The sequence below is a fragment of the Klebsiella sp. PK01 genome, assembly GCF_057624675.1.
In genome coordinates this window covers 266,952-293,857 of record NZ_JBYEZM010000004.1, presented here as the reverse complement: position 1 = coordinate 293,857, position 26,906 = coordinate 266,952, and the positions used below count along the sequence as shown (strand labels likewise).

Below are 26,906 nucleotides of genomic sequence, written 5' to 3'. Positions count from 1 at the left end.
GCCTACACCACTGGAAGTCAGTCCCTAACGCAAAAAGGCCACGCAAGCGTGGCCTTTTCATTAGCAATGGCGCTTACTTACGACGCCAGGTGGTGCCCTGCGGACCATCCTCCAGCACGATACCCATCTCGTTAAGACGATCGCGCGCCGCATCCGCCGCCGCCCAGTCTTTCGCTTTACGCGCATCCAGACGCTGTTGAATAAGCCCTTCTATTTCCGCCACTTCGCCATCATCGGCCTGCGCGCCGCTCTGCAGGAAAGCGTCCGGATCCTGCTCAAGCAGCCCCAGCACCGAGGAGAGCTTACGCATATGGGCCGCCAGCGCGTTCGCGGCTGCCACGTCTTCCGTTTTCAGACGGTTTACTTCACGCGCCATATCGAACAGCACCGAGTAGGCTTCCGGGGTATTAAAGTCGTCATCCATCGCTTCGATAAAGCGCGCTTCGAAGGCTTCGCCGCCGGCAGGCTGCGCGGATTTATCGGTTCCGCGCAGCGCGGTGTACAGACGCTCCAGCGCCGAACGCGCCTGCTTGAGGTTCTCTTCGCTGTAGTTCAGCTGGCTGCGATAGTGGCCGGACATCAGGAAGTAGCGGATGGTTTCGGCATCGTAGTACTTCAGCACGTCGCGAACGGTGAAGAAGTTGCCCAGCGATTTCGACATTTTCTCGCGATCGACCATCACCATTCCGGAGTGCATCCAGTAGTTGACGTATTCGCCATCGTGGGCGCAGGTCGATTGCGCGATCTCGTTTTCGTGATGCGGGAACATCAGATCCGAACCGCCGCCGTGAATATCAAAGTGATTACCCAGCTGTTTGCAGTTCATTGCCGAGCACTCAATGTGCCAGCCCGGACGCCCTTCTCCCCACGGCGACGGCCAGCTCGGCTCGCCCTCTTTCGACATCTTCCACAGGACGAAGTCCATTGGGTTACGCTTAACGTCGACCACGTCGACGCGGGCGCCTGCCTGCAGCTGGTCGAGATCCTGGCGCGACAACAGACCGTAGTTCGGGTCGGTCGGTACGTCGAACATCACGTCGCCGTTATCCGCCACATAAGCGTGACCGCGGGCGATCAGCTGTTCGGTGATTTCGATAATTTCGGCGATATGATGGGTGGCGCGCGGCTCGTTGTCCGGGCGCAGAATGTTCAGGGCGTCAAAATCTTTGTGCATTTCAGCGATCATGCGATCGACCAGCGCGACAAAGCTTTCGCCATTTTCATTAGCGCGCTTAATGATTTTATCGTCGATATCGGTAATGTTGCGCACGTACTTCAGCTTGTAACCAAGGAAGCGCAGGTAACGAGCGACAACGTCGAAAGAGACGAAGGTGCGGCCATGGCCGATATGACAGAGATCGTAAACGGTAATTCCACACACGTACATGCCAACTTCCCCGGCATGAATAGGTTTAAATTCTTCTTTTTGGCGCGTCAGTGTATTAAAAATTTTTAACATCGAAGATTCCGTGTAGACGTGTGTGGATATAAGTCGCTTATTCTAACCCTAATTCAAACCGGAAGCAGCACACATTGCAAGGTGCATCGACCCCCGCGGTTATGCTATAACAGCCACCTATGTCATACCCAACCCTGGGTTCAGCACTACAATCATCGGAACAGGATGCAAAAATGGTTACTTTCCACACCAATCATGGCGATATCGTAATCAAAACGTTTGACGACAAAGCGCCGGAAACAGTTAAAAACTTCCTGGACTACTGCCGCGAAGGTTTCTACGACAACACCATTTTCCACCGTGTTATCAATGGCTTCATGATTCAGGGCGGCGGCTTTGAGCCGGGCATGAATCAGAAAGCGACCAAATCTCCGATTCAGAACGAAGCCAACAACGGTCTGAAAAACACCCGTGGTACGCTGGCGATGGCCCGTACTCAGGCGCCGCACTCCGCCACCGCGCAGTTCTTCATCAACGTAGTAGACAACGACTTCCTGAACTTCTCTGGCGAAAGCCTGCAGGGTTGGGGCTACTGCGTCTTTGCCGAAGTGGTTGAAGGTATGGACGTGGTAGACAAAATCAAAGCGGTTGCCACCGGCCGCAGCGGCATGCACCAGGATGTGCCGAAAGAAGATGTTGTAATCAAAAGCGTCACCGTCAGCGAATAATTCGTGGCGACACTTTTTATTGCAGACCTGCATCTGCAAACAGAAGAACCGGCGATCACCGCCGGTTTTCTGCGCTTTTTAGCCGGCAGCGCCCGCGAAGCGGACGCGCTGTATATACTCGGCGACCTGTTCGAGGCCTGGATCGGCGATGACGATCCGAACCCGCTGCATCAGCAAATCGCTTCGGCCATCAAAGCCGTCGTCGACGCCGGCGTTCCCTGCTACTTCATCCACGGCAACCGCGATTTTCTCGTCGGCCAGCGCTTCGCCCGCCAGAGCGGCATGATCCTGCTCGCTGAAGAAGAGCGGCTGGACCTCTATGGCCGTGAAGTGTTGATTATGCATGGCGACACCTTATGTACCGATGACCCCGGTTACCTGGCGTTTCGCGCTAAAGTCCACACCCCGTGGATCCAACGTCTGTTTCTCGCCCTGCCGCTGTTTATCCGCCGCCGCATCGCCGCCAAAATGCGCGCCGATAGCCAAGCCGCCAATAGCAGCAAATCGATGGAAATTATGGATGTGAATCCGCAGGCGGTCGTCGACGCGATGGAGCGGCATCAGGTGCAGTGGCTGATTCACGGCCATACCCATCGTCCGGCCGTCCATGAACTCCAGGCCAACGGGCAGCCCGCGTGGCGCGTGGTCCTCGGCGCGTGGCACAGCGAAGGGTCAATGGTTAAAGTCAGCGCCGACGGCGTCGAACTTATCTATTTTCCGTTTTAATTTCGCCAACGATTTCCCTGTATTTCCGCCGACGCAACCGTTTTCCTTGGCGGGATATCGTGCTATTCTCTGTGGCCTCTAAAGCAGTGTGAAGCACACCCACAGGAGTTTTCAGACGCATGTCTTCCCGCAATAATCCGGCGCGTATCGCCATCGTGATGGGGTCCAAAAGCGACTGGGCTACCATGCAGTTCGCCGCAGAAATCCTTGATACCCTGAACGTTCCGCACCATGTTGAAGTGGTTTCCGCCCACCGTACGCCCGATAAACTGTTTAGCTTCGCCGAAAGCGCCGAAAGCAACGGTTATCAGGTGATCATCGCCGGTGCGGGCGGCGCGGCGCATTTGCCGGGCATGATTGCAGCGAAAACTCTGGTGCCGGTGCTTGGCGTGCCGGTTCAGAGCGCAGCGTTAAGCGGCGTTGACAGCCTCTACTCTATCGTTCAAATGCCGCGCGGCATCCCGGTCGGCACGCTGGCCATCGGCAAAGCCGGCGCCGCTAACGCCGCCCTGCTCGCCGCGCAAATTCTCGCCCAGCATGATGCTGAGCTGCACCAGCGCCTGAGCGCCTGGCGTCAGGCGCAAACCGATGAGGTGCTGGATAACCCGGACCCGCGAGGTGCGGCATGAAACAGGTTTGCGTCCTCGGTAACGGACAGTTAGGCCGCATGCTGCGTCAGGCCGGTGAACCGCTGGGCATCGCCGTCTGGCCGGTCGGCCTGGAAGCCGACCCGGAAGCGGTGCCGTTCCAGCAAAGCGTCATCACCGCCGAAATCGAACGCTGGCCGGAAACCGCTTTAACCCGTGAGCTGGCGCGCCATCCGGCGTTCGTTAACCGCGACGTTTTTCCGATCATCGCCGACCGCCTGACCCAGAAACAGTTGTTCGACAAACTTGGCCTCGCCACCGCGCCGTGGCAGCTACTGGCGGATAAAAGCGAGTGGCCCGCCGTGTTTGCCCGTCTGGGCGAACTGGCTATCGTCAAGCGCCGCGTTGGCGGCTACGATGGCCGCGGCCAGTGGCGTTTACGCGAGAACGAAACCACACAACTACCCAATGATAACTACGGCGAGTGTATCGTTGAGCAGGGTATTAACTTCTCCGGCGAGGTGTCGCTGGTCGGCGCCCGCGGCCGCGACGGCAGCACGGTGTTTTATCCGCTGACCCGCAACCTGCACCAGGACGGCATTCTGCGCGCCAGCGTCGCCTTCCCGCAGGCCAATGCCCGCCAGCAGGCGCAGGCGGAAAGCATGCTGACGGCGATCATGAACGAGCTCGACTACGTGGGCGTGATGGCCATGGAGTGCTTCGTCACCGCCGAGGGACTGCTGATCAACGAGCTGGCGCCGCGCGTACATAATAGCGGCCACTGGACGCAGAACGGCGCTTCCATTAGCCAGTTTGAACTGCACCTGCGCGCCATTACCGATCTACCGCTGCCGCCACCGGTGGTCAACAGCCCGTCGGTGATGATCAATCTGATCGGCAGCGATCTGAACTACGACTGGCTAAAACTGCCGCTGGTGCATCTGCACTGGTACGACAAAGAGGTTCGTCCGGGGCGTAAAGTCGGCCACCTGAATCTGACCGACAGCGATACCGATCGCCTGAGCGCCACGCTGGAAGCGCTGAAACCGCTCCTGCCAGCCGAATACGCCAGCGGTGTTTTCTGGGCGCAATCGCAGCTTAATTAAGCCATTCGTGCCGGGGATTTGATCTATCCCCTTCCCCGGCACGCCCTTCGGCGCGTAGAATCCCCACCTCGCAGTAAGCACATCTGGTTTTAACTCAAAAGGACGACCCATGGAAAATGGGAGACACTATCGCGCCATCCTCAGCGCGGATACGCCGCTTATCGACGTCCGCGCACCGGTGGAATTTCAGCAAAGCGCGATGCCCGCGGCGATTAACCTACCGCTGATGAACGATGACGAACGCGCCGCCGTCGGCACCTGTTACAAGCGCCAGGGGCCGGAAGCGGCATTAGCCCTCGGCCATAAGCTGGTCGATGGCGACCTGCGAGCCAGCCGTCTCAAGGCGTGGCTGGAGGCCTGCGCCCGCTATCCGCAGGGCTATCTGTGCTGCGCCCGCGGCGGCCAGCGCTCGCATATCGTGCAGCAGTGGCTGCGGGAAGCTGGCGTCGATTATCCGCTGATTGTCGGCGGCTACAAAGCGCTACGCCAGGCGGCAATACAGGCTACCGAGGAGCTGGTACAGCGCCCTATCGTGCTGATTGGCGGCTGCACCGGCAATGGCAAAACCCAGCTGGTTTGCTCGCGCCCGGACGGTATCGATCTTGAAGGTCACGCCCACCACCGCGGTTCGTCATTTGGCCGAACGCTACTGCAGCAACACCCGCAGGCGACGTTCGAAAACCATCTGGCGGTCACCCTGCTTAAAAAAGCTGAACAACAGACACGCTGGGTGCTGGAAGATGAAGGCCATATGATCGGCGCGAACCACCTGCCGGAGTGCCTGCGTATCCGCATGGCGCAATCGCCGCTGGCGGTGGTGGAAGATCCGTTTGACGTTCGTCTGGAGCGACTGCGCGAAGAGTACTTCGATCGTATGCATCGCGACTTTATTGCCGCCTATGGCGAAGAGAAAGGCTGGCAGGAATATAGCGAGTATCTGCATCACGGGCTGTTTGCCATCCGGCGTCGGCTAGGGCTACAGCGCTTTGCCCAGCTAAGCGAACTGCTCGACGCGGCGCTGTCGCAGCAGCAGCGTACCGCCAGTACCGAGGCGCACTTCGCCTGGCTGGTTCCGCTGTTAAATGAATACTACGACCCGATGTATCGCTATCAGTTGGGGAAAAAAGCCGGGAAGATTATCTTTCGCGGTAACTGGCAGGATGTCGCCGCCTGGCTGGCGAAGTAGTTCCCCAACCAGACGGCTTCCCGGGTAGCGGCTGGCGCCTTACCGGGGCTACTCCCGCTTAGCGCAGCGCAAGCCGGGGAAATTCCCGGCTTGCGGCGGCTCATCGTTAGAAGTCGTAGCGCAGACGCACCAGGTTCATATCGCCCAGATCATCGGTGCTGGAGGTAAACACGTGCTCGTAATCAACACGGAAACCGTAATCCAGCTGGAAGCTAATACCCAAACCGTTATCAATACGCTGGTAGTTGCGGCCATTCACGTACTCCAGGCGGTCGCCCATAAAGTACGGTTGAATAGATTTAACAGCGTATTGATTGATCGGGAATTTATAGCCCGCAAAGTATTCAATACCCCAGGCATCGCCGGCGAAATAGTTATGAACATCGGTTTTCTTGGTAGTCATGAAGTTCTGATACCAGCCGCCGCCGAAGGAGAAGGTCCAGTTATCCGGAGTCCAGCTCAACGCGGTACCGACAATATTCTGGTCGTAGGTTTTGCTATTGGAGCTTGACGGGTCGCGCATTTCGGCGCGGGTGTAGTTCCACGCGGTACCCCAGGTCAGGTCCTTCATAATGTGGTAATCCACGCCGATAGACCCGCCGCCTTTACGCTTGTAGCGCAGACCATCGCCCGGCAGATATTCGCTATCTTCAAACAGATAGGAGCCATACAGATCGACATCACCGACGGTTTTCTTATATTTCAACATATTGCGTGAACGATAAGAACCATCGTAATCGCCGTTAATACCGTTACCCGGAGCCTGACCGATCATATCGTAGTCCCAGATATCGGTTTTCACGCCGACGACATCATAGTAAATACTGTTTTGCTGACCGTAGGTTAAGGTACCCCAGGTATCGCTCTTCAGACCGGTGAACAACATACGGCGGGTGGTATTATTCGCCCCTTCCGCGTAGTGATTGTCCCAATCGAACAGCGCCGGAATATTGACGCCCAGTTCGTAGTAGCTGATCCAGCTAATATCATCAAAAAGATAGTAATCAGCCGCGAAACGGAAACGGGTGCCGCCATCGAAACCGTTACGCTTGTAGGAACCTTTATCGCCATCGCCGGTCATCATATTGAACTGCGGACGAATACTCCCGCCGACGGTAAAGTTAAGGCGACTTAACGGATCGCCCGCCTGCGGATCTTGTTTCAGCAGCGTAATCTCAGCCTGGGATGCAAAAGAGGTTAACGCTAATGCTGCGCCGATCGAGATCGCCAGCGCTTTTATTTTATGTGCCATGCTTTTTCCTTGAGTAATAAGCAACCTTATATTTGCCAGTTGAATATTAACTGCGAATTAGCACGACGTGTTGTTGGGTTTTTAATGTTTTGTGCGCTTAAAAATCAAGGAATTATCATTTTGTGCCGTTAAAATAAAAGCGCCGCGAAATTGCGCGGCGCTTCATAAAAATGAAATCTATTTACTGGTTAAATTATCGGAATAACGCTTTACCTTTTAATAAGCGTAATCCCAACCAACCGCCGCACAACGATAATAAAATAGCGCCTGAGAGTGGCAGCATCACCCACAGCCGCCAGTCCGGCGTCCATGGAAAATCAAACACTTTGGTTTGCAGCATCGCCAGCGCCACCTCGGCGCCAATGGCCGCCACCAGCCCCGAAACCACGCCAAGCAGGGCGAACTCCACCCACAACGTGGTGCGCAGCAAGACTTTACCAGCCCCCAGCGTCCGCCAGACGACCAGCTCCTGATGCCGCTGGCGCATCCCGACCTGCACCTGGGCCAGCAGCAATAGCACGCCACAGGCGGTGACCAGCACCACCATGACCTCCAGCGCCCGACTGACCTGCGTCAACACCTGGCCGACCTGGCGCAGGATGGCGCCGATATCCAGCAGGCTAACGGTGGGAAACTCGCGGTTAAGCTGGGTCAGCATCGCGTTGCCATTATCCCAACGGAAGCTGGTAAGCCAGCTTTGCGGCTGCCCATCCAGCGCCCCCGGCGGGAAAATAAAGAAGAAGTTTGGCCGCAGGCTCTCCCAGTCAACTTTGCGCACGCTGGTCACCTTAGCGCTAAATTGCTGGGTATCGCCGGTAAAGGTGACGCTATCACCGATCCTGACGCCTAACCGCTGCGCCAGCCCCTCTTCAATCGACACCTCGCCAGACTTCGGCGGCCAACTGCCGGCCACCAGCGGATTATGATCCGGGCGCTGCTCGCTCCAGGTGAGATTAAGCTCGCGGTTTAGCGCTTCGTCTTTATTGCCCTCGGTGGTTTGACCGTTAATCTGCGTCAGCCGCGCGCGCACGATGGGATAAAACTCCGCCGCCCGGGTCTGGTGTTCGGCGAGGAATGTCTTCACCGGAACTACCTGTTCGGGAGCGATATTAATCAGAAAGTAGTTCGGGCTTTCCGGCGGCAGCTGCTGCTGCCAGCGTTCGAGCAAATCGCCGCGTAACACCAACAGCAGAGCCAGCAGCATAAACGACAGTGAAAACGCCGCCAGTTGGCTCAGCGTTGACCACGGCTGGCGCAACAGACGGTTCACCGCCAGGCGCAGCGGCAACGCTTTTAGCGTGACGCGCTTGAGCAACCACAGCAAGGCCCAGCCTACCAGCCCGCATAGCAGCGCCAGCACCAAGGCCCCGACCAGCACCGACCACAGTAGCGGGCTACCGCCCATCAGCCAGGCCAGTCCGCCGACAACCACCGCGCAGACCACGGGAATATAGTGTTTTAACGGCCAGACGTTAGCCACCACATCTTGCCGCAATACCCGCAGCGGCAGAGTCGCCAGCAGCAGCCGATAGGGCCGCCAGCCGACCAGCAGCGAAATCACCACCATCGCGCCGATAGCCCACAGCCACGGCCAGCCGCTGGCGGGCGGCAGCGCGGCGGGCAGCACCGGTTTAAGCATCAGCAGCAGGGCTTTTTCCAGCAGCAGCCCCATCGCGCCCCCCGCCGCAACCGCCAGCATCAGCAACATTAGCCACTGACCGACGATAAGTTTACGCAGCTGCGCCCGCCCGGCGCCTAAGGTTTTGAGAATAGCGACCAGATCGTAGCGGCTGCGGCAGTAATGCCCCATCGCGACCGCCACCGCGGCGACCGCCAGCAGCAACGTTAGTAACGCGGACAGCAGTAAAAATTGCTGCGAGCGCTCCAGCGATTTACCCAACGCGCTATCATCCTGCTCCAGGCCAATCCAGCGATGTTCCGCACCGAGCTTCGGCAATAGCCACCGCTCGTAGGCCGCCAGCTGCTGCGCGCTACCGGCGAACTTATAGCGCCAGGAGACGCGGCTGCCGGGCTGTACCGCGCCGGTTTTCGCCACATCGGCGATATTCATCATTAGCCGCGGCGCCATCTGGAAGGGGTTGAAGCCGGCGTCAGGCTCCTGAATGACCTCGCCGGCGATGCGCAAGGTAGCGTCGCCAACATCAATGTTATCGCCGGTTTTTAGATTCAGCAGCGCCATCAGCCTCGGCGCCAGCAGGACGCTGCCGCGCTGCGGTTTTAATCCCGCCGGAGAGGTCTCCAGCGTGCCGTACAGCGGATAAGTATCATCAACCGCTTTGACATCCGCCAGTTGCGGAGTATCTACAGCGAAAGTCATGGTGGCGAAGCTCAGCTGTTCGCCCACGGTTAACCCGAGCGCGCGCGCCTCAGCGATCCACTCGGCGGGCACTTCGCGTGAACTGCGCAAGGTGCGATCCCCGGCCATAAATTCGCGGCTTTGCTGGCTCAACCCTTTTTCCATACGGTCGCTGATTGAGCCCAGCGCCAGCACGCAGGCCACCGCCATGCTCAATGCCAGCCAGACGATGAGCAGTGAAGGCGAGCGCCATTCGCGCCAGAACCAGCGGGCTATCATGCTTCCTCCTGCAACTTGCCATCCACCAGGCGTAAGCGACGATCGCAACGCGCCGCCAGCAGCGGATCGTGGGTCACCAGAATTAGGGTGGTGCCGTGTTCGCGGTTGAGTGAGAACAACAGATCGGCGATTTTATCGCCGGTGTGACGGTCGAGATTACCGGTCGGCTCATCGGCAAATAGCAGCGCCGGACGGCCGTTAAAGGCGCGGGCCAGCGCCACTCGCTGCTGCTCGCCGCCGGAAAGCTGCGCCGGCAAATGGTGCAGGCGTTTGCCAAGTCCCAGCTGTTCAAGCAGCGCGCGCGCATCGCCACGGCTTTGGCTATCGCTGGCGCCGCGCAGCAAGGCCGGCAGCTCGACGTTCTCCAGGGCATTTAGCGTCGGAATCAACATAAACGATTGAAAGACAAAGCCTACGTGCTTCGCGCGTAACGTCGCCCTCGCCTCTTCATCCATCTGATGCAGCGGCTGCCCCAAAAGAAACACTTCGCCGCTGCTGCCGTCGTCGAGCCCGGCAAGTATCGCCAGCAGCGTGGATTTCCCGGAACCGGACTCGCCAATCAGGGCGATGGTTTGCCCCGGTTTGACAACCAGCTCAACTCCGGTAAGGATGGACAACTGATGCTCTCCCTGACCGACGGATTTCTTAAGATGATGAACTTCAAGTATGTTTTCCGCTGGCATTTGCCTTTCCTGTTTATGGTTCTGTTTACCTGCCGCGCGATGGCGGCGGATACGCTGTTAGTGCTTGGCGATAGCCTGAGCGCCGGCTATCGAATGGCGGCCAATACGGCCTGGCCTGCTCTGCTCAACGACAAGTGGCAGGCCAAAACGACGGTGGTCAACGCCAGCATCAGCGGCGATACATCGCAGCAGGGCCTGGCGCGCTTGCCGGCGCTACTGAAGCAACACCAGCCGCGCTGGGTGCTGGTGGAACTGGGCGGCAACGACGGGCTGCGTGGTTTCCCGCCGCAGCAAACGGAGCAGACGCTGCGCACCGTTATTCAGGATATCAAAGCGGCGAAGGCCCAGCCGCTGCTGATGCAAATACGCCTGCCCGCCAACTATGGGCGCCGTTATAATGAAGCCTTTAGCGCGATATATCCGCAACTGGCCAAAGAGTTCGATATTCCTCTGCTGCCCTTTTTTATGGAAGAGGTTTATCTCAAGCCACAATGGATGCAGGACGACGGCATTCATCCTAATCGCGATGCGCAACCGTTTATTGCCGACTGGATGGCAACCCGGTTGGCTCCCTTAGTTAATCATGACTCCTGAACGCCGGGAGTCATTCACAGGTAAAGTTATGCAAAAATCGGTTTTAGTTACAGGATGTTCCAGCGGAATTGGCCTCGAAAGCGCGCTCGATTTAAAACGCCAGGGCTTTCGGGTACTGGCCGCCTGCCGTAAGGGGGAGGATGTCGCCCGTATGCAGGAACTGGGTCTGACCGGTATTTTGCTGGATCTCGATGACCCGCAAAGCGTCGAAAACGCCGCCGCCGAGGTCATCGCGCTGACCGGGAACCGCCTGTATGGCCTGTTCAATAATGCTGGCTACGGCGTCTACGGTCCGCTCACCACCATCAGCCGTCAGCAAATGGAACAGCAGTTTTCCGCCAACTTTTTCGGCGCCCACCAGCTCACCATGCTGCTGCTGCCCGCTATGCAGCCGCACGGCGAGGGCCGCATCGTGATGACCTCTTCGGTGATGGGGCTGATTTCCAGCCCCGGCCGCGGCGCCTATGCCGCCAGTAAATACGCGCTGGAGGCGTGGTCCGATGCCCTGCGCATGGAGCTCCGCCACAGCGGCATTAAAGTCAGCCTGATTGAACCTGGGCCGATACGCACCCGCTTTACCAACAACGTTAACCAGACCGGCGACAAGACGGTAGAGAACCCAGGCATTGCCGCGCGCTTTACGCTCGGCCCGGAGGCGGTGGTGGAAAAAGTGCGTCACGCCTTCGTCAGCGACAAGCCGAAACTGCGCTATCCGGTGACGCTGGTCACCCACGCGGTAGGCTGGTTAAAACGCCTGCTGCCGGCCCGTGCGATGGACAAAATTATCCAGGGCTGAGTTGAAGCGCTGAATGTCGCCCCCATCTAAAACAGAAATCGACTAACGAGATACGCCCATGTCCGAACAGAATATTGTCAATATTACCGAAGCCAACCTGCAGCAGACGCTGCAGCAATCCATGAACGCGCCGGTGCTGTTTTATTTCTGGTCCGCCCGCAGCCAGCACTGCGAACAGCTGACGCCGGTGCTTGAGCGCCTGGCCGCCCAATACCACGGTCAGTTTACGCTGGCGAAGGTAGATTGCGACGCGGAGCAAATGCTGGCTTCGCAGTTTGGTCTGCGCGCGATACCGACGGTGTATCTGTTCCAGAACGGCCAGCCGGTAGATGGTTTTGAAGGCCCGCAGCCGGAAGAAGCCATCCGCGCCCTGCTGGATAAAGTACTGCCGCGCGAAGAAGAATTGAAAGCGCAAGAAGCGCTGGCGCTGATGCAGGAAGAAAAATACGCCGACGCGCTGCCGCTGCTGAAAGACGCCTGGCAGTTGTCTAACCAGGATAGCCAGATTGGCCTGTTGCTGGCGGAAACGCTCATTGCCCTGCAGCGTTCCGATGAGGCTGAAAGCGTGCTGAAAACCGTGCCGCTGCAGGATCAGGACACCCGTTATCAGGGGCTGGTGGCGCAGATTGAGCTGCTTAAACAAGCGGCTGATACCCCGGAAATCCAGCAACTGCAGCAGCAGGTCGAGCAGAACCCGGACGACGCGGCGCTGGCGTCTCAGCTGGCGTTGCAGTTGCACCAGGTCGGGCGCAACGAAGAAGCGCTGGCGCTGCTGTTCACGCATCTGCAAAAAGATTTAGGCGCTGGCGATGGCCAGGTTCGCAAAATGCTGCAGGAGATTCTCGCGGCGCTCGGTACCGGAGACGCCCTGGCGGCGAAATACCGCCGCCAGCTGTATTCATTGCTGTACTAATCAGAGGCGCTGACCCGGATAGCGCTACGCTTATCCGGGCTACAGATTACGCCGTGGTAGCCCGGGTAAGGCGTAAGCCGCTACCCGGGAATGCTTACAGGATTAACACAAAGCACATGTTTTTCCCCAAGCAAAACAGTTGCATACCGATAACAGTATCTGCAGCCCTGTGGTAGCCCGGGTAAGGCGTAAGCCGCTACCCGGGAATGCTTACGGGCGCTTTTTCAACTGCGTCACCACCAGTTGATGACGGGTATTGAAGAACTTCCGGTAGGTCAGATAGCCGGCAATAATCGTCGACAGGCTGGCGGTCGACAGCAACATAAACGTGACCATAATCTGATACTTAATCGCCTTCACCGGGTCAATGCCGGCGAAAATCAGTCCCGACATCATCCCCGGCAAACTCACCAGTCCGACCGTTTTCGCTGAATCTACCGTGGGAATCAACGAAGCGCGTATGCTGTCGCGGATCAGCCGCGCGGAGGCCATCTTCGGCGTAGCGCCGAGGCTTAGCTTCTCCTGAATCTGCTGCTGTTCGCTATTAAAGCGCTGACCCATATTGTTGTAGCACAGCCCTACCGCCACCATAGCGTTACCGGCCACCATGCCGGCAATCGGAATAACCTGCATCGGCACAAAGGCGATCGACCCCGAGAAGACCAGCACCGCCAGGGTTAGTCCGGCGCCGGTGGTAATAGCGATAAACGATGAGACAAAAGCTTTGTCGATATATTTACTGCGCTTCTTCGCATTCCACGCCGCGTTAAAGCAGATGAACAGCACCATCAATAGCGTTAACACCGCATGGTTAACATTAAAGATATATTTCAGCACGTAGCCGACGATGATGAGTTGCACTATCGCCCGGCAAATGCTCCAGATAATATCTTTTTCCAGCGCCAGCTTTTCCCGATAGCTCACAACGATCGCCACCAGCACCAGCACCATCGAGAGCGCCAGCGATTCGTTAGTAATATTATGCCCGTTCATTTTTCCCCTCCTGCATTTTCCCGCCAGCAGGCTGTAGCGTAATCACTTCATCAGCGTGGGCAATTTCGTTCTGGTCGTGAGTGACCCACAGAATGGCTATTCCTTTTTCCGTCGCGTAGCGATGAATAATCTCGTTAACGTTGCGCTTATTGCTCTCATCCAGCGCGCTGGTAATTTCATCCAGCAGCAGCACCTGCGGCAGAAACTGCAGATTACGAATGAGCGAGACCCGCTGTTTTTCGCCGCCGGACAATTCGTTAATCGATTTCTCCAGCGTATTATCCGCCAGCCCGAAGCGTTCGAGATCGGCAATCAGCGCTTTAGGATCCGGCTGTTTGTTGCGGATCTGCCATGGGAAAACCAGGTTGTCGTAGACCGAATCGCCGAATAGCGCCGGAGTTTGCGCGCAATAAGAGACCTGCTGGCGATAGTTTTCCGGCGACAGCGTAGTGATATCGGTATCGTTGAAAAAAATCTCTCCGCTGGTCGGGCTCAGCAGAGAGGCGATGATTTTCAGTAACGTACTTTTGCCGCATCCGGATGGCCCGGTAATTAACTTAAACTCTCCAGCCCTAATCCGGAGATCGATATTATTCAGGATGACCGCGTCGTCGGTTTTAAAACCAACGCCCTCGAGGCGCAAAATCGCGTTATTTTCCTTCATTATATGTCCAATTAATTTCCTAAAACGCAGACAGTTTACTCCAGTTTTCTTTCACCGGAACAAGGAGAAAGTTATACTCTGTTTAAATCTGCGCCATTTCGCTGCGGCGCCCATCAGGCAACAAGACAGGAGGTTTTTGATGCTGATTTTTATCCCCGTTCTTATTTTTGTCGCACTGGTCATTGTGGGGGCGGCAGTAAAAATCGTGCCGCAGGGTTATCAATGGACCGTCGAACGCTTTGGCCGCTACACGCAGACGCTGCAGCCGGGCTTAAGTTTAGTGGTACCGTTTATGGATCGCATCGGCCGCAAAGTGAACATGATGGAGCAGGTACTGGATATCCCTTCGCAGGAAGTCATCTCCCGCGATAACGCCAACGTCACCATTGACGCCGTCTGCTTCATCCAGGTGATCGATGCGCCAAAAGCCGCCTATGAAGTCAGTAATCTTGAGCTGGCGATCGTCAATCTGACGATGACCAATATTCGTACCGTACTCGGCTCGATGGAGCTGGATGAAATGCTCTCCCAGCGCGATAGCATTAACACTCGCCTGCTGCATATCGTCGACGATGCCACCAATCCGTGGGGGGTGAAAATCACCCGTGTCGAAATCCGCGACGTTCGCCCGCCGGCGGAGCTTATCTCCTCGATGAACGCCCAGATGAAAGCTGAGCGAACCAAACGCGCTTATATCCTCGAGGCGGAAGGGGTGCGTCAGGCGGAAATCCTCAAAGCCGAAGGTGAAAAGCAGTCGCAGATCCTCAAAGCCGAAGGCGAACGGCAGTCGGCCTTCCTGCAGGCGGAAGCCCGCGAACGTTCCGCCGAAGCGGAAGCCCGTGCCACCCAGATGGTCTCATCGGCGATTGCGTCAGGCGACATTCAGGCGATTAACTACTTCGTGGCGCAGAAATATACCGACGCGCTGCAGCAGATTGGCGCCGCCAACAACAGTAAAGTGGTGCTGATGCCGCTGGATGCCAGCAGTCTGATGGGCTCGATCGCCGGGATCGGCGAACTGCTGAAAGAGAGTAGCGCCGAGCGGAAAAAATCATGATCGCCCTGATCCTCGCCCATCCGCATATTTTCTGGCTGACCCTTGGCGGGCTGTTGCTGGCGGCAGAGATGCTCGGCAGCAATGGCTACCTGCTGTGGAGCGGCGTAGCTGGCGTGGTTACCGGCCTGCTGACCTGGGTTATTCCATTTAGTTGGGAATGGCAAGGGACGCTGTTTGCCGTCCTTACCCTGCTGGCGGCGTGGCTGTGGTCAAAATGGCTGCGTAAACGCATGAGGCAGCAGCGCCCCGCCGACGCGCAGCTTAACCAGCGCGGCCAGCAGCTGGTTGGCCGTCGTTTCACACTCGACAACGCGCTGGAAAACGGTCGCGGCCACGTCCGCGTCGGCGATAGCTCCTGGCCGGTGATTGCCGATGAAGACCTCGCGGCGGGCAGCAAGGTTGAAGTGGTCGCCGTCGAAGGCATTACCTTGCGGATAAGAGCCGCCGTCCGCTAAGCCTGCGCTTTGCGGTGACAACAGCCGGAAAGATTATCAATAATCGGGCAATCCGCGCTCTCATCGCCGGGGCAGGCGTCCGCCAGCGCCAGCAGATGCGCGCGCATGTTTTGCAACTCGCGGATATGGTTCTCAATATCCGCGACTTTCTCCAGCGTTCTTTTTTTCACATCGGCGCTGTGCCGCGACGGATCGTTGAATAACGCCACCAGCTCGCGGCACTCCTCCAGATTAAATCCCACCTGCCGCGCCTGGCGCAGCAGCGTCAGTTCATCCAGATGCTTTTGACTATAGGTACGGTAGCCGTTATCGCTACGCAGCGGCGCCGTCACCAGCCCTTTCTCTTCGTAAAAACGAATCGCTTTGCTGGTTAAGCCGGTTTTTTTCGCCACATCGCTAATATTCATTTTTCCCCCTTGACCTTCCCCTTGCTGGAAGGTTTAACCTTCTTAATACTCGATGAAAGAGTGTGTTCGGTCAATCATTAACCGGAAATTATTCAGGAGTTATTTATGTCTAACACTATCGACCTGACGCTTGATGGCCTCTCCTGCGGCCACTGCGTTAAACGCGTGAAAGAGAGCCTCGAACAGCGTCCCGACGTTGAACAGGCGGAGGTTACCGTTACCGAAGCCCACGTTACGGGCAGCGCCAGCGCTGAAGCCCTGATTGAGACCATCAAACAAGCCGGATACGGCGCGGAGCTCAGCCACCCAAAGGCTAAACCGCTGGCAGAATCATCAATCCCGTCGGAAGCACTGACAGCGGCCACTCCCGAGCTTCCGGCAGCCCATGACGAGGATGACAGTCAACAGCTGCTGATCAACGGCATGAGCTGCGCCAGCTGCGTTTCCCGGGTACAAAACGCGCTTGCCGCGGTGCCGGGAGTCTCACAGGCGCGGGTAAACCTGGCGGAACGCACTGCGCTGGTGATGGGCAGCGCGTCCGCCGCAGAATTAGTGCAGGCGGTGGAAAAAGCCGGCTACGGCGCGGAGGCTATCGAAGACGATCTGGAACGCCGCGAACGGCAGCAGGAAACCGCCATCGCCACCATGAAACGTTTTCGCTGGCAGGCGATTGTCGCCCTGCTGGTCGGCGTGCCGGTCATGGTCTGGGGCATGATTGGCGATAACATGATGGTCAGCGACGACAATCGATCGCTGTGGCTGGTCATCGGCCTCATCACCCTCGCGGTGATGGTCTTCGCTGGCGGTCACTTCTACCGCAGCGCCTGGAAAAGCCTGAAAAACGGCACCGCCACCATGGATACGCTGGTGGCGCTGGGAACCGGGGTGGCCTGGCTGTACTCCATGAGCGTCAACCTGTGGCCGCAGTGGTTCCCGATGGAAGCGCGCCACCTGTATTACGAAGCCAGCGCGATGATCATTGGTCTTATCAACCTCGGCCATATGCTGGAAGCCCGCGCGCGCCAGCGCTCCTCGAAAGCGCTGGAAAAACTGCTCGACCTGACGCCGCCTTCGGCACGCGTCGTGACGGCTGAAGGCGAGAAAGATCTGCCGCTCGCGGAAGTTGAGGCGGGGATGACGCTGCGTCTGACCACTGGCGATCGCGTTCCGGTTGACGGCGTGATAAGCCAGGGCGAAGCCTGGTTTGATGAAGCCATGCTCACCGGCGAACCGGTACCGCAGCAAAAAGGCGATGGCGACGCCATTCATGCCGGTACCGTGGTGCAGGACGGCAGCGTGCTGTTTACCGCCAGCGCCGTCGGCAGCCAGACCACGCTGGCGCGGATTATTCGCATGGTGCGCCAGGCGCAAAGTAGCAAACCGGAAATCGGCCAACTAGCAGATAAAATCTCTGCGGTATTTGTTCCGGCAGTGGTAGCCATTGCGCTGATTAGCGCCGGTATCTGGTACTTCTTCGGCCCGGCGCCGCAAATCGTCTATACCCTGGTCATTGCCACCACGGTACTGATTATCGCCTGTCCATGCGCATTGGGCCTGGCGACGCCGATGTCGATTATTTCCGGCGTCGGCCGGGCGGCGGAATACGGCGTGCTGGTGCGTGACGCCGATGCTCTGCAGCGCGCCAGTGAACTCGACACCCTGGTGTTCGATAAAACCGGTACCCTGACCGAAGGCAAGCCGCAGGTGGTGGCCGTGAAAACCTTCGCAGGGTTTGATGAAAAAACCGCGGTGCGTCTTGCCGCCGCGCTCGAGCAAGGCTCAAGCCATCCGCTGGCGCGGGCGATCCTCGATAAAGCCGCCGACAGCACTTTACCGGAAGTAAGCGGCTTCCGTACCCTGCGCGGGCTTGGCGTCAGCGGTGAAGCGGAAGGTCATCGACTGCTGCTCGGCAACCAGGCGCTGCTTAACGAGCAGCATATCGCCACCGCGGAACTGGAAAGCGAGATGACGACACAGGCCTCGCGCGGCGCCACGCCGGTACTGCTGGCGATCGATGGTCAGGCCGCGGCGCTGTTCGCCATCCGCGACCCGCTACGTGAAGATAGCGTCGACGCGCTGGCGCGCCTGCATCGGCAGGGCTATCGTCTGGTAATGCTCACCGGGGATAACCCGACCACCGCCAATGCCATCGCCAAAGAAGCGGGCATTGATGAAGTGATCGCCGGCGTGCTGCCGGACGGTAAAGCCGACGCCATTAAACGCCTGCAGAGTCAGGGACACAAAGTGGCGATGGTCGGCGACGGTATTAATGACGCCCCGGCGCTGGCGCAGGCGGATGTTGGTATCGCCATGGGCGGCGGCAGCGATGTCGCCATTGAGACCGCGGCGATCACCCTGATGCGCCATAGCCTTAACGGCGTGGCCGATGCTTTAGCGATTTCGAAAGCGACGTTACGCAACATGAAACAGAACCTGCTGGGCGCATTTGTTTACAACTCACTGGGCATCCCGATTGCCGCCGGGATCCTCTGGCCGCTGACCGGTACCCTGCTGAACCCGGTAGTCGCCGGCGCGGCAATGGCGCTGTCGTCAATCACCGTGGTCAGTAACGCTAACCGCCTGCTGCGCTTTAAACCGAAAGATTAGCGCAGTCACCGGAAAACGGGCGCTGAGGTTACTCAGCGCCCGTTTATTTCCTGGCGACAATAAAAAACCGCGGGAAAGATGACGGCCACCACCATATGCGCTAGCATGAATGCCTCACACTTCGGAGCGCGTATGGGCCTGTTAAACCGAATAAAAATGCTGTGGCGAGCCGCCGTCGGCTCGTCTTATTCCTGGCCTGCAATGGATATCGTCCTGCCCGGCGAACGTTATTTACACCTCGTCGGCAGCATCCATATGGGCACCCGCGACATGGCGCCGCCGCCGGCTAAGCTACTGAAAAAAATACGTCAGGCCGACGCCTTAATCGTCGAAGCGGACATCACCGGTAATGAAACGCCTTTCAGTAATCTCCCCTCTTATCCACCGCTGGCTGAACGTCTGAGCGAAACACAATTAGCAGAATTACGCTCACGCGCCGGCGAGCTGGGTTTATCGGTCGATCTTTTCGATAGCCAGCCGCTATGGCAGGTAGCGATGGTGCTACAAGCTACTCAGGCGCAAAAGCTAGGGTTACGCCCCGATTACGGTATTGATTACCAGTTGCTGATGGTCGCTCGCGAGAGCAACATAAGGGTGATGGAGCTGGAAGGCGCCGATAGCCAAATCGCGCTCCTGCGCAATCTGCCAGACGGCGGTAAGGCGCTGCTGGAAGATACGCTGACCCACTGGCGCACCAACGCCCGTTTACTGCAGGTCATGATTGGCTGGTGGCTGGAGCAACCGCCGTCGCGCGGCGCGGAAACGCTGCCGACGACCTTCAGCCAGTCCTTATATGATGTGTTGATGCATCAGCGCAATGTGGCCTGGCGCGACACGCTGCTTGCCCTGCCGCCGGGGCGTTACGTGGTCGCCGTCGGCGCGCTGCATCTGTATGGCGAAGGGAACCTGCCGGATATGTTGACGTAAAAAAATGGCCAATATTGCTATTGGCCCGTCAAAGAGGAATTTCATCATTATTATTATCCCGGGATATACATCCCGGATCGTCTGATTGTCGCTCAAAGTGACCATCACTGCCAATACTATTGCGCAAGATGGTACTATTTTTTATACAACCCTCACGCGTATGCTGGTCATACGTTAGGTCGGTTGGTAAGAAGGATTACTATGACTCCCGCCGTTAAATTACTCGAAAAAAACAAAATTACCTTTCAGATCCACAGCTACGAACACGATCCTCAAGAGACCAATTTTGGCGATGAAGTGGTTCGCAAGCTGGGGCTCAATGCGGATCAGGTTTACAAGACGCTATTAGTGGCCGTTAACGGCGATATGAAACATCTGGCGGTCGCCGTCACCCCGGTTGCCGGACAGTTGGATTTGAAGAAAGTGGCCAAAGCGCTGGGCGCCAAGAAGGTAGATATGGCCGACCCAATGGTCGCGCAGCGGATCACCGGATACCTGGTCGGCGGCCTCAGCCCGCTTGGGCAGAAAAAGCGCCTGCCGACGGTGATTGATGCCCCGGCGCAGGAGTTTGCCACCATCTATATTTCCGGCGGCAAACGCGGGCTCGATATCGAACTGGCGGCAAGCGATCTGGCGAAGCTTCTGGACGCGAAGTTCGCCGATATCGCCCGCCGCGATTGAGCACACTATCCCGGATAGCGGCGCACGCGCCTTATCCGGGCTACCCAACGGGTAGCCACGGTATGAATAGCCAACCTGAAGCCCAGGCTTACTGCCAGCTGACCTCGCCTTTCGGCTCGTAGGCTGCCGCATCCAGAGGCGAGTTCTTCTCGATGTACTCTTTCAGCACCTCGGCATCGATAAAGCCGGTATTTACGTATCCCGGTTTATTATCGATGTGCGGGTAGCCGTCACCGCCGGTGGCGTTAAAGCTCAGCGTCGCCATACGGTAAGTTTTCGCCGGATCCACCGGTTCGCCTTTAATTTTCAGATCGTTAAGCTTGCCATCTTTGGCAACGAAACTAACGTTGGCGAACTGCGGATAAGCGCCGGAATCCGGCTTCATCTGCGCGACGGCGGTCAGGTACTCAATCACCTCTTTACCGCTCATATCGACGTAAGTCAGCACGTTGCCGAACGGCTGCACTTTCATCACGTCTTTATAGGTAATATCACCCGCTTCGATAGAGTCGCGAATACCGCCGCCGCTCATCACCGCGAAATCAGCATTGCTGCGCGCCATCTGCGCCGCCAGCAGCAGGCGTCCCATATTGGTTTGTACGAAGCGAACTTTGCTGCGATCGCCTTCAAGATGGCCGTTGACGCTGCCTATTTTCACCTGTAACTGCGCCTTGCCTTTATTCTGGAACGGCGTTAACAGCGAGAGCATCTGCGGGTTTTCGGCAATCTGCGGCGTATACAACACGCGCTCGCTCTGACCGTTATCCCAGGTGACTTTTTTCTTCAGGTTGACCGGGATCAGCTGATAGTGCACCAGCTTCATCTCACCGTTGCGGAATTCAAAATCGGCGCGGCCGACATATTTCCCCCACTCGTGAGCCTGCACGATCCAGATGCCATTCTGGCGATCCGGCGCGCACGGGGTACCGGGGACATAATCGACCTGCTTTTTATTCTCCGACGCCATGCAGACCGGATCCTGCGAATGGCCGCCGACGATCATCGCCAGCGATCCCGCTGGTAAACTCCGCGCCATTTCAACGTCTCCCGGCGCGTTAGAGCCATGATTACCGTTGTCATAGTGGCCCATGTGGGTGGTCGCCAGAATCACGTCCGGCTTTTCATTTTGCTGCAGTTCCTGAATCACCAGCTTGGCTTCCGCCGCCGGATTACGGAATTCGATATCGGTGAAATATTCCGGGTTGCCGATTTTCGCCGTATCGTCGGTGGTTAAGCCAATCACCGCAATGTTCAGCCCGCCGCGCTTAAACAGCGCCCAGGGTTTAAACAGGCGCTCGCCGGTGCTTTTCTGATAGATATTGGCCGACAGGAACGGGAACTTCGACCACTTCTCCTGCTGGCGCAGCACGCTGAGCGGGTTATCAAACTCATGGTTGCCCACCGCCATGGCATCGTAGCCAATCAGATTCATGCCGCGAAAATCGGGTTCAGCATCCTGTAAATCGGATTCTGGCACCCCGGTATTGATATCGCCGCCGGACAGCAGCAGGACGCTACCGCCTTCGGCCGCCACCTCTTTGCGAATACCGTCCACCAGCGTCTTCTGCGCCGCAAGGCCATATTCGCCGTAGTCGTTGCGCCAGAAATGACCGTGGTGGTCGTTGGTGTGCAGGATGGTGATTTTATAGGTTTTGTCCTGCTCATAGGCCTGCGCTGACAGGCTTCCCAGCGATAAGGCGGCGAATAACGCCAGCGCCACGCCGCGTTTTAAATAATGCATGTTTCACTCCCTGACTTAATAACAAGTGCCGAAAGTATAGCGAGTCAGCCGCTTTGACAAATATGTTTTCAGAATTGCGACTTCCTTCAAACCTTGGGGACAGGTATGTTAGTCTGATAATAATTCTACCCGTCATACTTCAAGTTGCATGTGCGTTGGCTTTCCTCGCTCACCCCAGTCACTTACTAGAGTAAGCTCCTGGGGATTCTCTGTGTCGCCGCCTTCTTGCAACTCGAATTATTTAGGGTATCAACCTGCATTCTCTACAACAAATAGAACTCGCTGAAGTGAACCTATGACAACCAACCAATCCGCTCAATCCTTACCCGGTACCGGCGCGCCGCCGCAAAAAGCGCGCACCTCATTTGGCATCCTGGGGGCAATCAGCCTCTCCCATCTGCTAAACGATATGATCCAATCGCTCATCCTGGCGATTTATCCGCTACTGCAGGCGGAGTTCTCGTTAACCTTCGTGCAGATCGGCATGATCACCCTCACCTTCCAGCTGACGTCATCGCTATTCCAGCCGGTGATTGGTTACATCACCGATAAACGCTCGATGCCGTGGTCATTACCGGTAGGGATGTGTTTCACCCTCTGCGGCTTAATTCTGTTAGCGCTGGCCGGTAGCTTCGGCATGGTGCTGCTGGCCGCCGCGCTTGTCGGCACCGGCTCTTCGGTCTTCCATCCGGAATCCTCGCGCGTGGCGCGGATGGCCTCCGGCGGCCGTCACGGTCTGGCGCAATCGCTATTCCAGGTTGGCGGCAACTTCGGCAGCTCGCTGGGGCCGCTGCTGGCGGCGGTGATTATCGCCCCCTACGGCAAAGGCAACGTCGCCTGGTTCGTGCTGGCCGCGCTGCTGGCGATCGTCGTGCTGTCGCAAATCAGCCGCTGGTACGCCGCGCAACATCGGATGAATAAAGGCAAGCCGAAGCCGGTTATCGTTAATCCTCTGCCGCGTAACAAGGTCATCCTGGCCGTTTGCATCCTGTTAATGCTGATTTTCTCCAAATACTTCTACATGGCGAGTATTAGCAGCTATTACACCTTTTATCTGATGCACAAGTTCGGATTATCGGTGCAAAACGCCCAGCTTCACTTGTTCGCTTTCCTGTTCGCGGTGGCCGCAGGAACGGTGATTGGCGGGCCTGTTGGCGATAAAATTGGTCGTAAATATGTAATTTGGGGCTCTATCCTCGGCGTGGCGCCATTTACCCTCATTTTACCGTACGCATCGCTCGAATGGACCGGGATCCTGACGGTGATAATTGGTTTTATCCTCGCATCAGCCTTTTCCGCTATTCTGGTCTATGCCCAGGAGCTGTTGCCGGGGAGAATCGGTATGGTTTCCGGCCTGTTCTTCGGATTCGCGTTTGGCATGGGCGGCCTTGGCGCCGCGGTGTTGGGGTTGTTAGCCGACCATACCAGCATCGATCTGGTCTATAAAATCTGTGCTTTCCTGCCGCTTCTCGGCATTCTGACGATATTCCTGCCTAATAACCATCAAAAAGCCTGAGTATCTGGCGGCCAAAGTGAAAGTTTGGCCGCCGCAATCCCTTATCCCATCAGCATTACCTCACCATGACCTGCCGCCATTTTCCTGTCTGTGCTTTTTTCTGCCGTAATTCCAATTTTTCGCAAATTTCAATAATTATTCATAAACAAAACGAGCAAAAGTGTCATAAACTATTAATCGGTTTTTTGCTTTAAGTAGCGAAAATGGATCGGCTCACCACACGCAAGGAGACGGAATGCATCACGCAACACCGCTAATCACCACCATTGTCGGCGGCCTTGTGCTCGCCTTTATCCTCGGCATGATTGCCAATAAGCTACGTATTTCACCACTGGTAGGATATTTATTAGCGGGCGTGCTGGCCGGTCCATTTACTCCTGGTTTTGTTGCTGATACTAAACTTGCGCCTGAACTGGCCGAACTCGGCGTCATCTTGCTGATGTTTGGCGTCGGGCTGCACTTTTCGCTGAAAGATCTCATGGCGGTAAAGTCGATAGCCATTCCCGGCGCCATCGCCCAGATAGCCGTGGCGACGCTGCTCGGGATGGCGCTCTCTTCCCTGCTCGGCTGGTCGCTGATGACCGGCATCGTCTTTGGCCTGTGTCTTTCCACCGCCAGTACCGTGGTGCTGCTGCGCGCGCTGGAGGAACGGCAGCTTATTGATAGCCAGCGTGGGCAAATCGCCATCGGCTGGCTGATCGTTGAAGATTTAGTGATGGTACTGACGCTGGTGCTGCTGCCCGCTATCGCCGGGATGGTCGAAAAAGGCGATGTCGGGCTGGCGTCGTTGGCGCTCGACATGGGCATTACCATCGGTAAAGTGGTCGCCTTTATCGCCATTATGATGCTGGTGGGACGCCGTCTGGTGCCGTGGATCATGTCGCGCAGCGCGGCAACCGGCTCCCGCGAACTGTTTACCCTGTCGGTGCTGGCGCTAGCGCTCGGCATCGCCTTCGGCGCCGTTGAGCTGTTCGACGTGTCCTTCGCCCTCGGCGCATTCTTCGCCGGGATGGTGCTTAACGAATCCGAACTCAGCCACCGCGCCGCTCACGATACGCTGCCGCTACGCGACGCTTTCGCGGTGCTATTCTTCGTCTCCGTCGGGATGCTGTTTGACCCGATGATTCTGGTCGAACAGCCGCTGGCGGTGCTGGCAACGCTGGCGATTATCATTTTTGGTAAATCCGCCGCCGCCTTCTTCCTGGTACGTATGTTCGGCCACTCGCCGCGTACCGCCCTGACCATCGCCGCCAGCCTGGCGCAAATCGGGGAATTCGCCTTTATCCTTGCCGGTCTCGGCATGGCGCTGGATCTGCTGCCGCAGGCCGGGCAGAACCTGGTGCTGGCCGGGGCGATAATTTCGATTATGCTCAACCCGGTGCTGTTTACCCTGCTGGAAAAATATCTCGATAAAACCGAAACCCTCGACGAACAGACGCTGGAAGAGGTGCTGGAAGACGAAAAACAGGTGCCTGTGGATATCTGCAACCATGCGCTGCTGGTCGGCTTTGGCCGCGTCGGCAGCCTGCTTGGCGAGAAACTGATGGCCCAGGGGATCCCGCTGGTAGTAATTGAAACCTCCCGCACCCGCGTGGATGAGCTACGCGAACGCGGCATCAGCGCCGTGTTGGGCAATGCCGCCAACGAAGAAATCATGAATCTGGCGCATCTCGACTGCGCCCGCTGGCTGCTGCTGACCATTCCTAACGGCTATGAAGCCGGTGAAATTGTCGCCTCGGCGCGGGAAAAATGCCCGAACATTGAGATTATCGCCCGCGCCCATTACGACGATGAGGTCGATTATATTACCGAACGCGGAGCCAATCAGGTGGTGATGGGGGAACGCGAAATCGCGCGGGCGATGTTACGTCTGCTGGAAACGCCGCCAGCTGGCGAGATTGTTACCGGTTGATACGACGCCCCGCTCGCGGGGCGTACTCTTATCGCGGGATTAACGGTCCCAGTAGGCCTCTTCCAGGCTATCTTCCCGCTCCGGCAGGCCGCGGGTTAAACGCGGTGAATGCTGATTCAGCACCTGATAGCTGACGCGGTTGGCGTATTTGCACACCTGCGCCAGCGATGAGTAGGTCAGCCATTTGCACTTATGTTTGCTGGAGTTCGGCACGTTATTACGATGGTAGTTATTGGCGGTGATATCATGCAACAACGCCGCCAGCGCGCCGTCCCCTGCGCCATTGGTGTTCATGATCTTCTCCGGGCCGCCCATATAAGGCGCGATGTGCGAATAGATACGCAGCGGATTAACGCAATCCTGATGGCGCATCGCACGGCTGAATTCATACTGGTTGAACTCGGCAATCGCCCCCGGCAGGAGCGGATGCTGCGTTTTACGCTTCGCTTCCTCTTCGGTGAAGCTCGCCATATACAGGCCCGCCGGACCTGCGGTGCACAGCACCAGGTCGACCCAGTCCAGCGCTTTATCCGCCGCGGTGAGCGGGTCGGCGATACCGGTCAGCGCTTCCGCTTCCTCTTCATTCATCGCCAGAATCGAAACGTGTTCCTTGAGGAACTGCTGCCACCATTGCGGGTTGTCGGCAATCACGTATTTCGTGCCCAGCGTCAGCACCACCGGCACGTCATGCTTTTTGGCATACTCAATGGCTTTCATCGTCGCGTCCGGCATCGGCTCGCCCGGCTTACAGCGCACCAGGTAGGAGGTCAGCACCAGCGCGGAAGCGCCGGCGATCACCTCTTCCGGAATGCTTTCCGGACGCAGTTTGTTCATGTGGCCAGGACTGATGGCAAAGGTACGTTCGCCGCTATCGCTAATCAGCGTAAAACAGCGGCCAATAGCGCCATCGACGCCCTGCAGGTAGTTGAGATCGGTACGGCTGGAGGTATTGCACAGGTAGCGATAAGCGTAGCCGCCGATCTCAATATTGCTGCACATCACGCCGAGCAGCACCGAGCGGTCGTCAGCCAGTACCGAGTAGTTGTGCATGGTATTGCCAATGGTGCCACCGGCAAATTGATGGGTGATCAGGCCGTCGCGTACCAGTTCCTGATACAAAGCTTCGGCGACATCATCTTCAATCACCAGCGAATGACCGGCGCTCAGACCGTAGCGTACGATAAACGCCTCATCCACTTTCGCTTCGATATCCACCAACGTCTGGTCGATGCCAACCACCCAGGAGACGTTGGACTCATTTTCTGGCTGAATTTGTTGCAGCAGCGGATCGCGAGCGCTAACGGGGAAATAGTGTTTAGATTTGCGTTTACCGGGAAATTTCATAGTGGCGATTTAATGACAGGGAACAAGCGGGGAATA

General features: G+C 57.2%; 24 protein-coding genes. 15 read left to right on the top strand and 9 right to left on the bottom strand.

The features are described from left to right. Positions 1-73: 73 nt before the first annotated feature. Complete coding sequence (gene cysS / locus AC22LX_RS14615; protein WP_487334044.1) at positions 74-1,459, bottom strand: cysteine--tRNA ligase; 1,386 nt, start codon at positions 1,457-1,459, stop codon at positions 74-76. A gap of 173 nt (positions 1,460-1,632) precedes the next feature. Between cysS and ppiB the strand changes: the two genes are divergently transcribed. The 5 genes from ppiB (at position 1,633) to mnmH (ending at position 5,732) form a co-directional block, all read left to right on the top strand. Next, complete coding sequence (gene ppiB / locus AC22LX_RS14610) at positions 1,633-2,127, top strand: peptidylprolyl isomerase B (RefSeq protein ID WP_015367878.1); 495 nt, start codon at positions 1,633-1,635, stop codon at positions 2,125-2,127. Positions 2,128-2,130: 3 nt separating this feature from the next. Then, entirely contained in the window at positions 2,131-2,853 is a 723-nt protein-coding gene (gene lpxH / locus AC22LX_RS14605; protein WP_047049484.1) for a UDP-2,3-diacylglucosamine diphosphatase, read from the top strand. Between the two features lie 119 nt (positions 2,854-2,972). Then, positions 2,973-3,482 (top strand): 5-(carboxyamino)imidazole ribonucleotide mutase, encoded by a 510-nt coding sequence (purE, locus tag AC22LX_RS14600; RefSeq protein ID WP_015367880.1) that lies wholly within the window; start codon positions 2,973-2,975, stop codon positions 3,480-3,482. Next, on the top strand, positions 3,479-4,546 hold the full coding sequence (purK, locus tag AC22LX_RS14595) for a 5-(carboxyamino)imidazole ribonucleotide synthase (protein WP_213292721.1): 1,068 nt from the start codon (positions 3,479-3,481) through the stop codon (positions 4,544-4,546). Before purE ends, purK begins: the two co-directional genes overlap by 4 nt. A 109-nt stretch (positions 4,547-4,655) precedes the next feature. Beyond that, positions 4,656-5,732, top strand: a complete 1,077-nt coding sequence (mnmH, locus tag AC22LX_RS14590; protein ID WP_045393474.1) for a tRNA 2-selenouridine(34) synthase MnmH — start codon at positions 4,656-4,658, stop codon at positions 5,730-5,732. Positions 5,733-5,838: 106 nt separating this feature from the next. On the opposite strand, the gene AC22LX_RS14585 is transcribed toward mnmH, so the two are convergent. The 3 genes from AC22LX_RS14585 to ybbA form a co-directional block, all read right to left on the bottom strand. Further along, positions 5,839-6,984, bottom strand: coding sequence for a porin (locus AC22LX_RS14585; RefSeq protein ID WP_487334043.1), 1,146 nt, complete (start codon positions 6,982-6,984; stop codon positions 5,839-5,841). 193 nt (positions 6,985-7,177) lie between these two features. Continuing rightward, positions 7,178-9,580, bottom strand: coding sequence for a putative ABC transporter permease subunit YbbP (gene ybbP, locus AC22LX_RS14580; RefSeq protein WP_487334042.1), 2,403 nt, complete (start codon positions 9,578-9,580; stop codon positions 7,178-7,180). Then, positions 9,577-10,263, bottom strand: a complete 687-nt coding sequence (ybbA, locus tag AC22LX_RS14575) for a putative ABC transporter ATP-binding protein YbbA (protein ID WP_045393483.1) — start codon at positions 10,261-10,263, stop codon at positions 9,577-9,579. Before ybbA ends, ybbP begins: the two co-directional genes overlap by 4 nt. Between ybbA and tesA the strand changes: the two genes are divergently transcribed. Genes tesA through AC22LX_RS14560 form a run of 3 tightly spaced genes read left to right on the top strand, consistent with a single transcriptional unit; the run spans position 10,231 to position 12,566 of the window. Continuing rightward, positions 10,231-10,857: a multifunctional acyl-CoA thioesterase I/protease I/lysophospholipase L1 gene (gene tesA / locus AC22LX_RS14570; protein ID WP_015704624.1), complete on the top strand. Its 627-nt coding sequence runs from the start codon at positions 10,231-10,233 to the stop codon at positions 10,855-10,857. The genes ybbA and tesA overlap by 33 nt on opposite strands. Continuing rightward, entirely contained in the window at positions 10,847-11,653 is an 807-nt protein-coding gene (locus AC22LX_RS14565; protein ID WP_161801889.1) for an SDR family oxidoreductase, read from the top strand. Before tesA ends, AC22LX_RS14565 begins: the two co-directional genes overlap by 11 nt. A gap of 58 nt (positions 11,654-11,711) precedes the next feature. Beyond that, the gene (locus AC22LX_RS14560) at positions 11,712-12,566 is read left to right on the top strand and encodes a co-chaperone YbbN (protein WP_015367889.1); all 855 of its coding nucleotides are present in this window, start codon (positions 11,712-11,714) and stop codon (positions 12,564-12,566) included. Between the two features lie 210 nt (positions 12,567-12,776). On the opposite strand, the gene fetB is transcribed toward AC22LX_RS14560, so the two are convergent. Continuing rightward, the gene (gene fetB, locus AC22LX_RS14555) at positions 12,777-13,559 is read right to left on the bottom strand and encodes an iron efflux ABC transporter permease subunit FetB (RefSeq protein WP_045393489.1); all 783 of its coding nucleotides are present in this window, start codon (positions 13,557-13,559) and stop codon (positions 12,777-12,779) included. Next, entirely contained in the window at positions 13,546-14,223 is a 678-nt protein-coding gene (gene fetA, locus AC22LX_RS14550) for an iron efflux ABC transporter ATP-binding subunit FetA (protein WP_063448008.1), read from the bottom strand. Before fetA ends, fetB begins: the two co-directional genes overlap by 14 nt. A gap of 139 nt (positions 14,224-14,362) precedes the next feature. Here fetA and AC22LX_RS14545 point away from each other — a divergent pair, with 139 nt between their 5' ends. Together AC22LX_RS14545 and AC22LX_RS14540 are read left to right on the top strand one after the other, a co-directional pair. Then, positions 14,363-15,280: an SPFH domain-containing protein gene (locus AC22LX_RS14545; RefSeq protein WP_020079443.1), complete on the top strand. Its 918-nt coding sequence runs from the start codon at positions 14,363-14,365 to the stop codon at positions 15,278-15,280. After that, on the top strand, positions 15,277-15,735 hold the full coding sequence (locus tag AC22LX_RS14540; RefSeq protein WP_045393498.1) for an NfeD family protein: 459 nt from the start codon (positions 15,277-15,279) through the stop codon (positions 15,733-15,735). Before AC22LX_RS14545 ends, AC22LX_RS14540 begins: the two co-directional genes overlap by 4 nt. Here AC22LX_RS14540 and cueR read toward each other — a convergent pair. Next, the gene (cueR, locus tag AC22LX_RS14535; RefSeq protein ID WP_045393501.1) at positions 15,732-16,142 is read right to left on the bottom strand and encodes a Cu(I)-responsive transcriptional regulator; all 411 of its coding nucleotides are present in this window, start codon (positions 16,140-16,142) and stop codon (positions 15,732-15,734) included. The two genes, AC22LX_RS14540 and cueR, sit on opposite strands and share 4 nt — an antisense overlap. 105 nt (positions 16,143-16,247) lie before the next feature. On the opposite strand from cueR, the gene copA reads away from it, so the two are divergent. The 3 genes from copA (at position 16,248) to ybaK (ending at position 20,357) form a co-directional block, all read left to right on the top strand. Beyond that, positions 16,248-18,749 (top strand): copper-exporting P-type ATPase CopA, encoded by a 2,502-nt coding sequence (copA, locus tag AC22LX_RS14530; protein ID WP_487334041.1) that lies wholly within the window; start codon positions 16,248-16,250, stop codon positions 18,747-18,749. A 132-nt stretch (positions 18,750-18,881) separates the two neighbouring features. Continuing rightward, a complete protein-coding gene (locus tag AC22LX_RS14525) occupies positions 18,882-19,676 on the top strand; it encodes a TraB/GumN family protein (protein ID WP_045393507.1) in 795 nt (264 codons plus the stop codon). A gap of 201 nt (positions 19,677-19,877) precedes the next feature. After that, on the top strand, positions 19,878-20,357 hold the full coding sequence (gene ybaK / locus AC22LX_RS14520; RefSeq protein WP_487334040.1) for a Cys-tRNA(Pro)/Cys-tRNA(Cys) deacylase YbaK: 480 nt from the start codon (positions 19,878-19,880) through the stop codon (positions 20,355-20,357). An 88-nt stretch (positions 20,358-20,445) separates the two neighbouring features. Here ybaK and ushA read toward each other — a convergent pair whose 3' ends face one another. Then, positions 20,446-22,098, bottom strand: coding sequence for a bifunctional UDP-sugar hydrolase/5'-nucleotidase UshA (gene ushA, locus AC22LX_RS14515; RefSeq protein WP_045393510.1), 1,653 nt, complete (start codon positions 22,096-22,098; stop codon positions 20,446-20,448). Positions 22,099-22,393: 295 nt separating this feature from the next. On the opposite strand from ushA, the gene AC22LX_RS14510 reads away from it, so the two are divergent. Both AC22LX_RS14510 and ybaL read left to right on the top strand, forming a co-directional pair. Next, the gene (locus AC22LX_RS14510; RefSeq protein WP_045393513.1) at positions 22,394-23,614 is read left to right on the top strand and encodes an MFS transporter; all 1,221 of its coding nucleotides are present in this window, start codon (positions 22,394-22,396) and stop codon (positions 23,612-23,614) included. Positions 23,615-23,849: 235 nt separating this feature from the next. Further along, a complete protein-coding gene (gene ybaL, locus AC22LX_RS14505; protein WP_015367901.1) occupies positions 23,850-25,526 on the top strand; it encodes a YbaL family putative K(+) efflux transporter in 1,677 nt (558 codons plus the stop codon). Positions 25,527-25,565: 39 nt separating this feature from the next. Here the strand turns inward: ybaL and AC22LX_RS14500 are convergent, their stop codons facing one another. Beyond that, positions 25,566-26,870, bottom strand: coding sequence for an inosine/guanosine kinase (locus AC22LX_RS14500; protein WP_015367902.1), 1,305 nt, complete (start codon positions 26,868-26,870; stop codon positions 25,566-25,568). Positions 26,871-26,906: the final 36 nt, after the last annotated feature.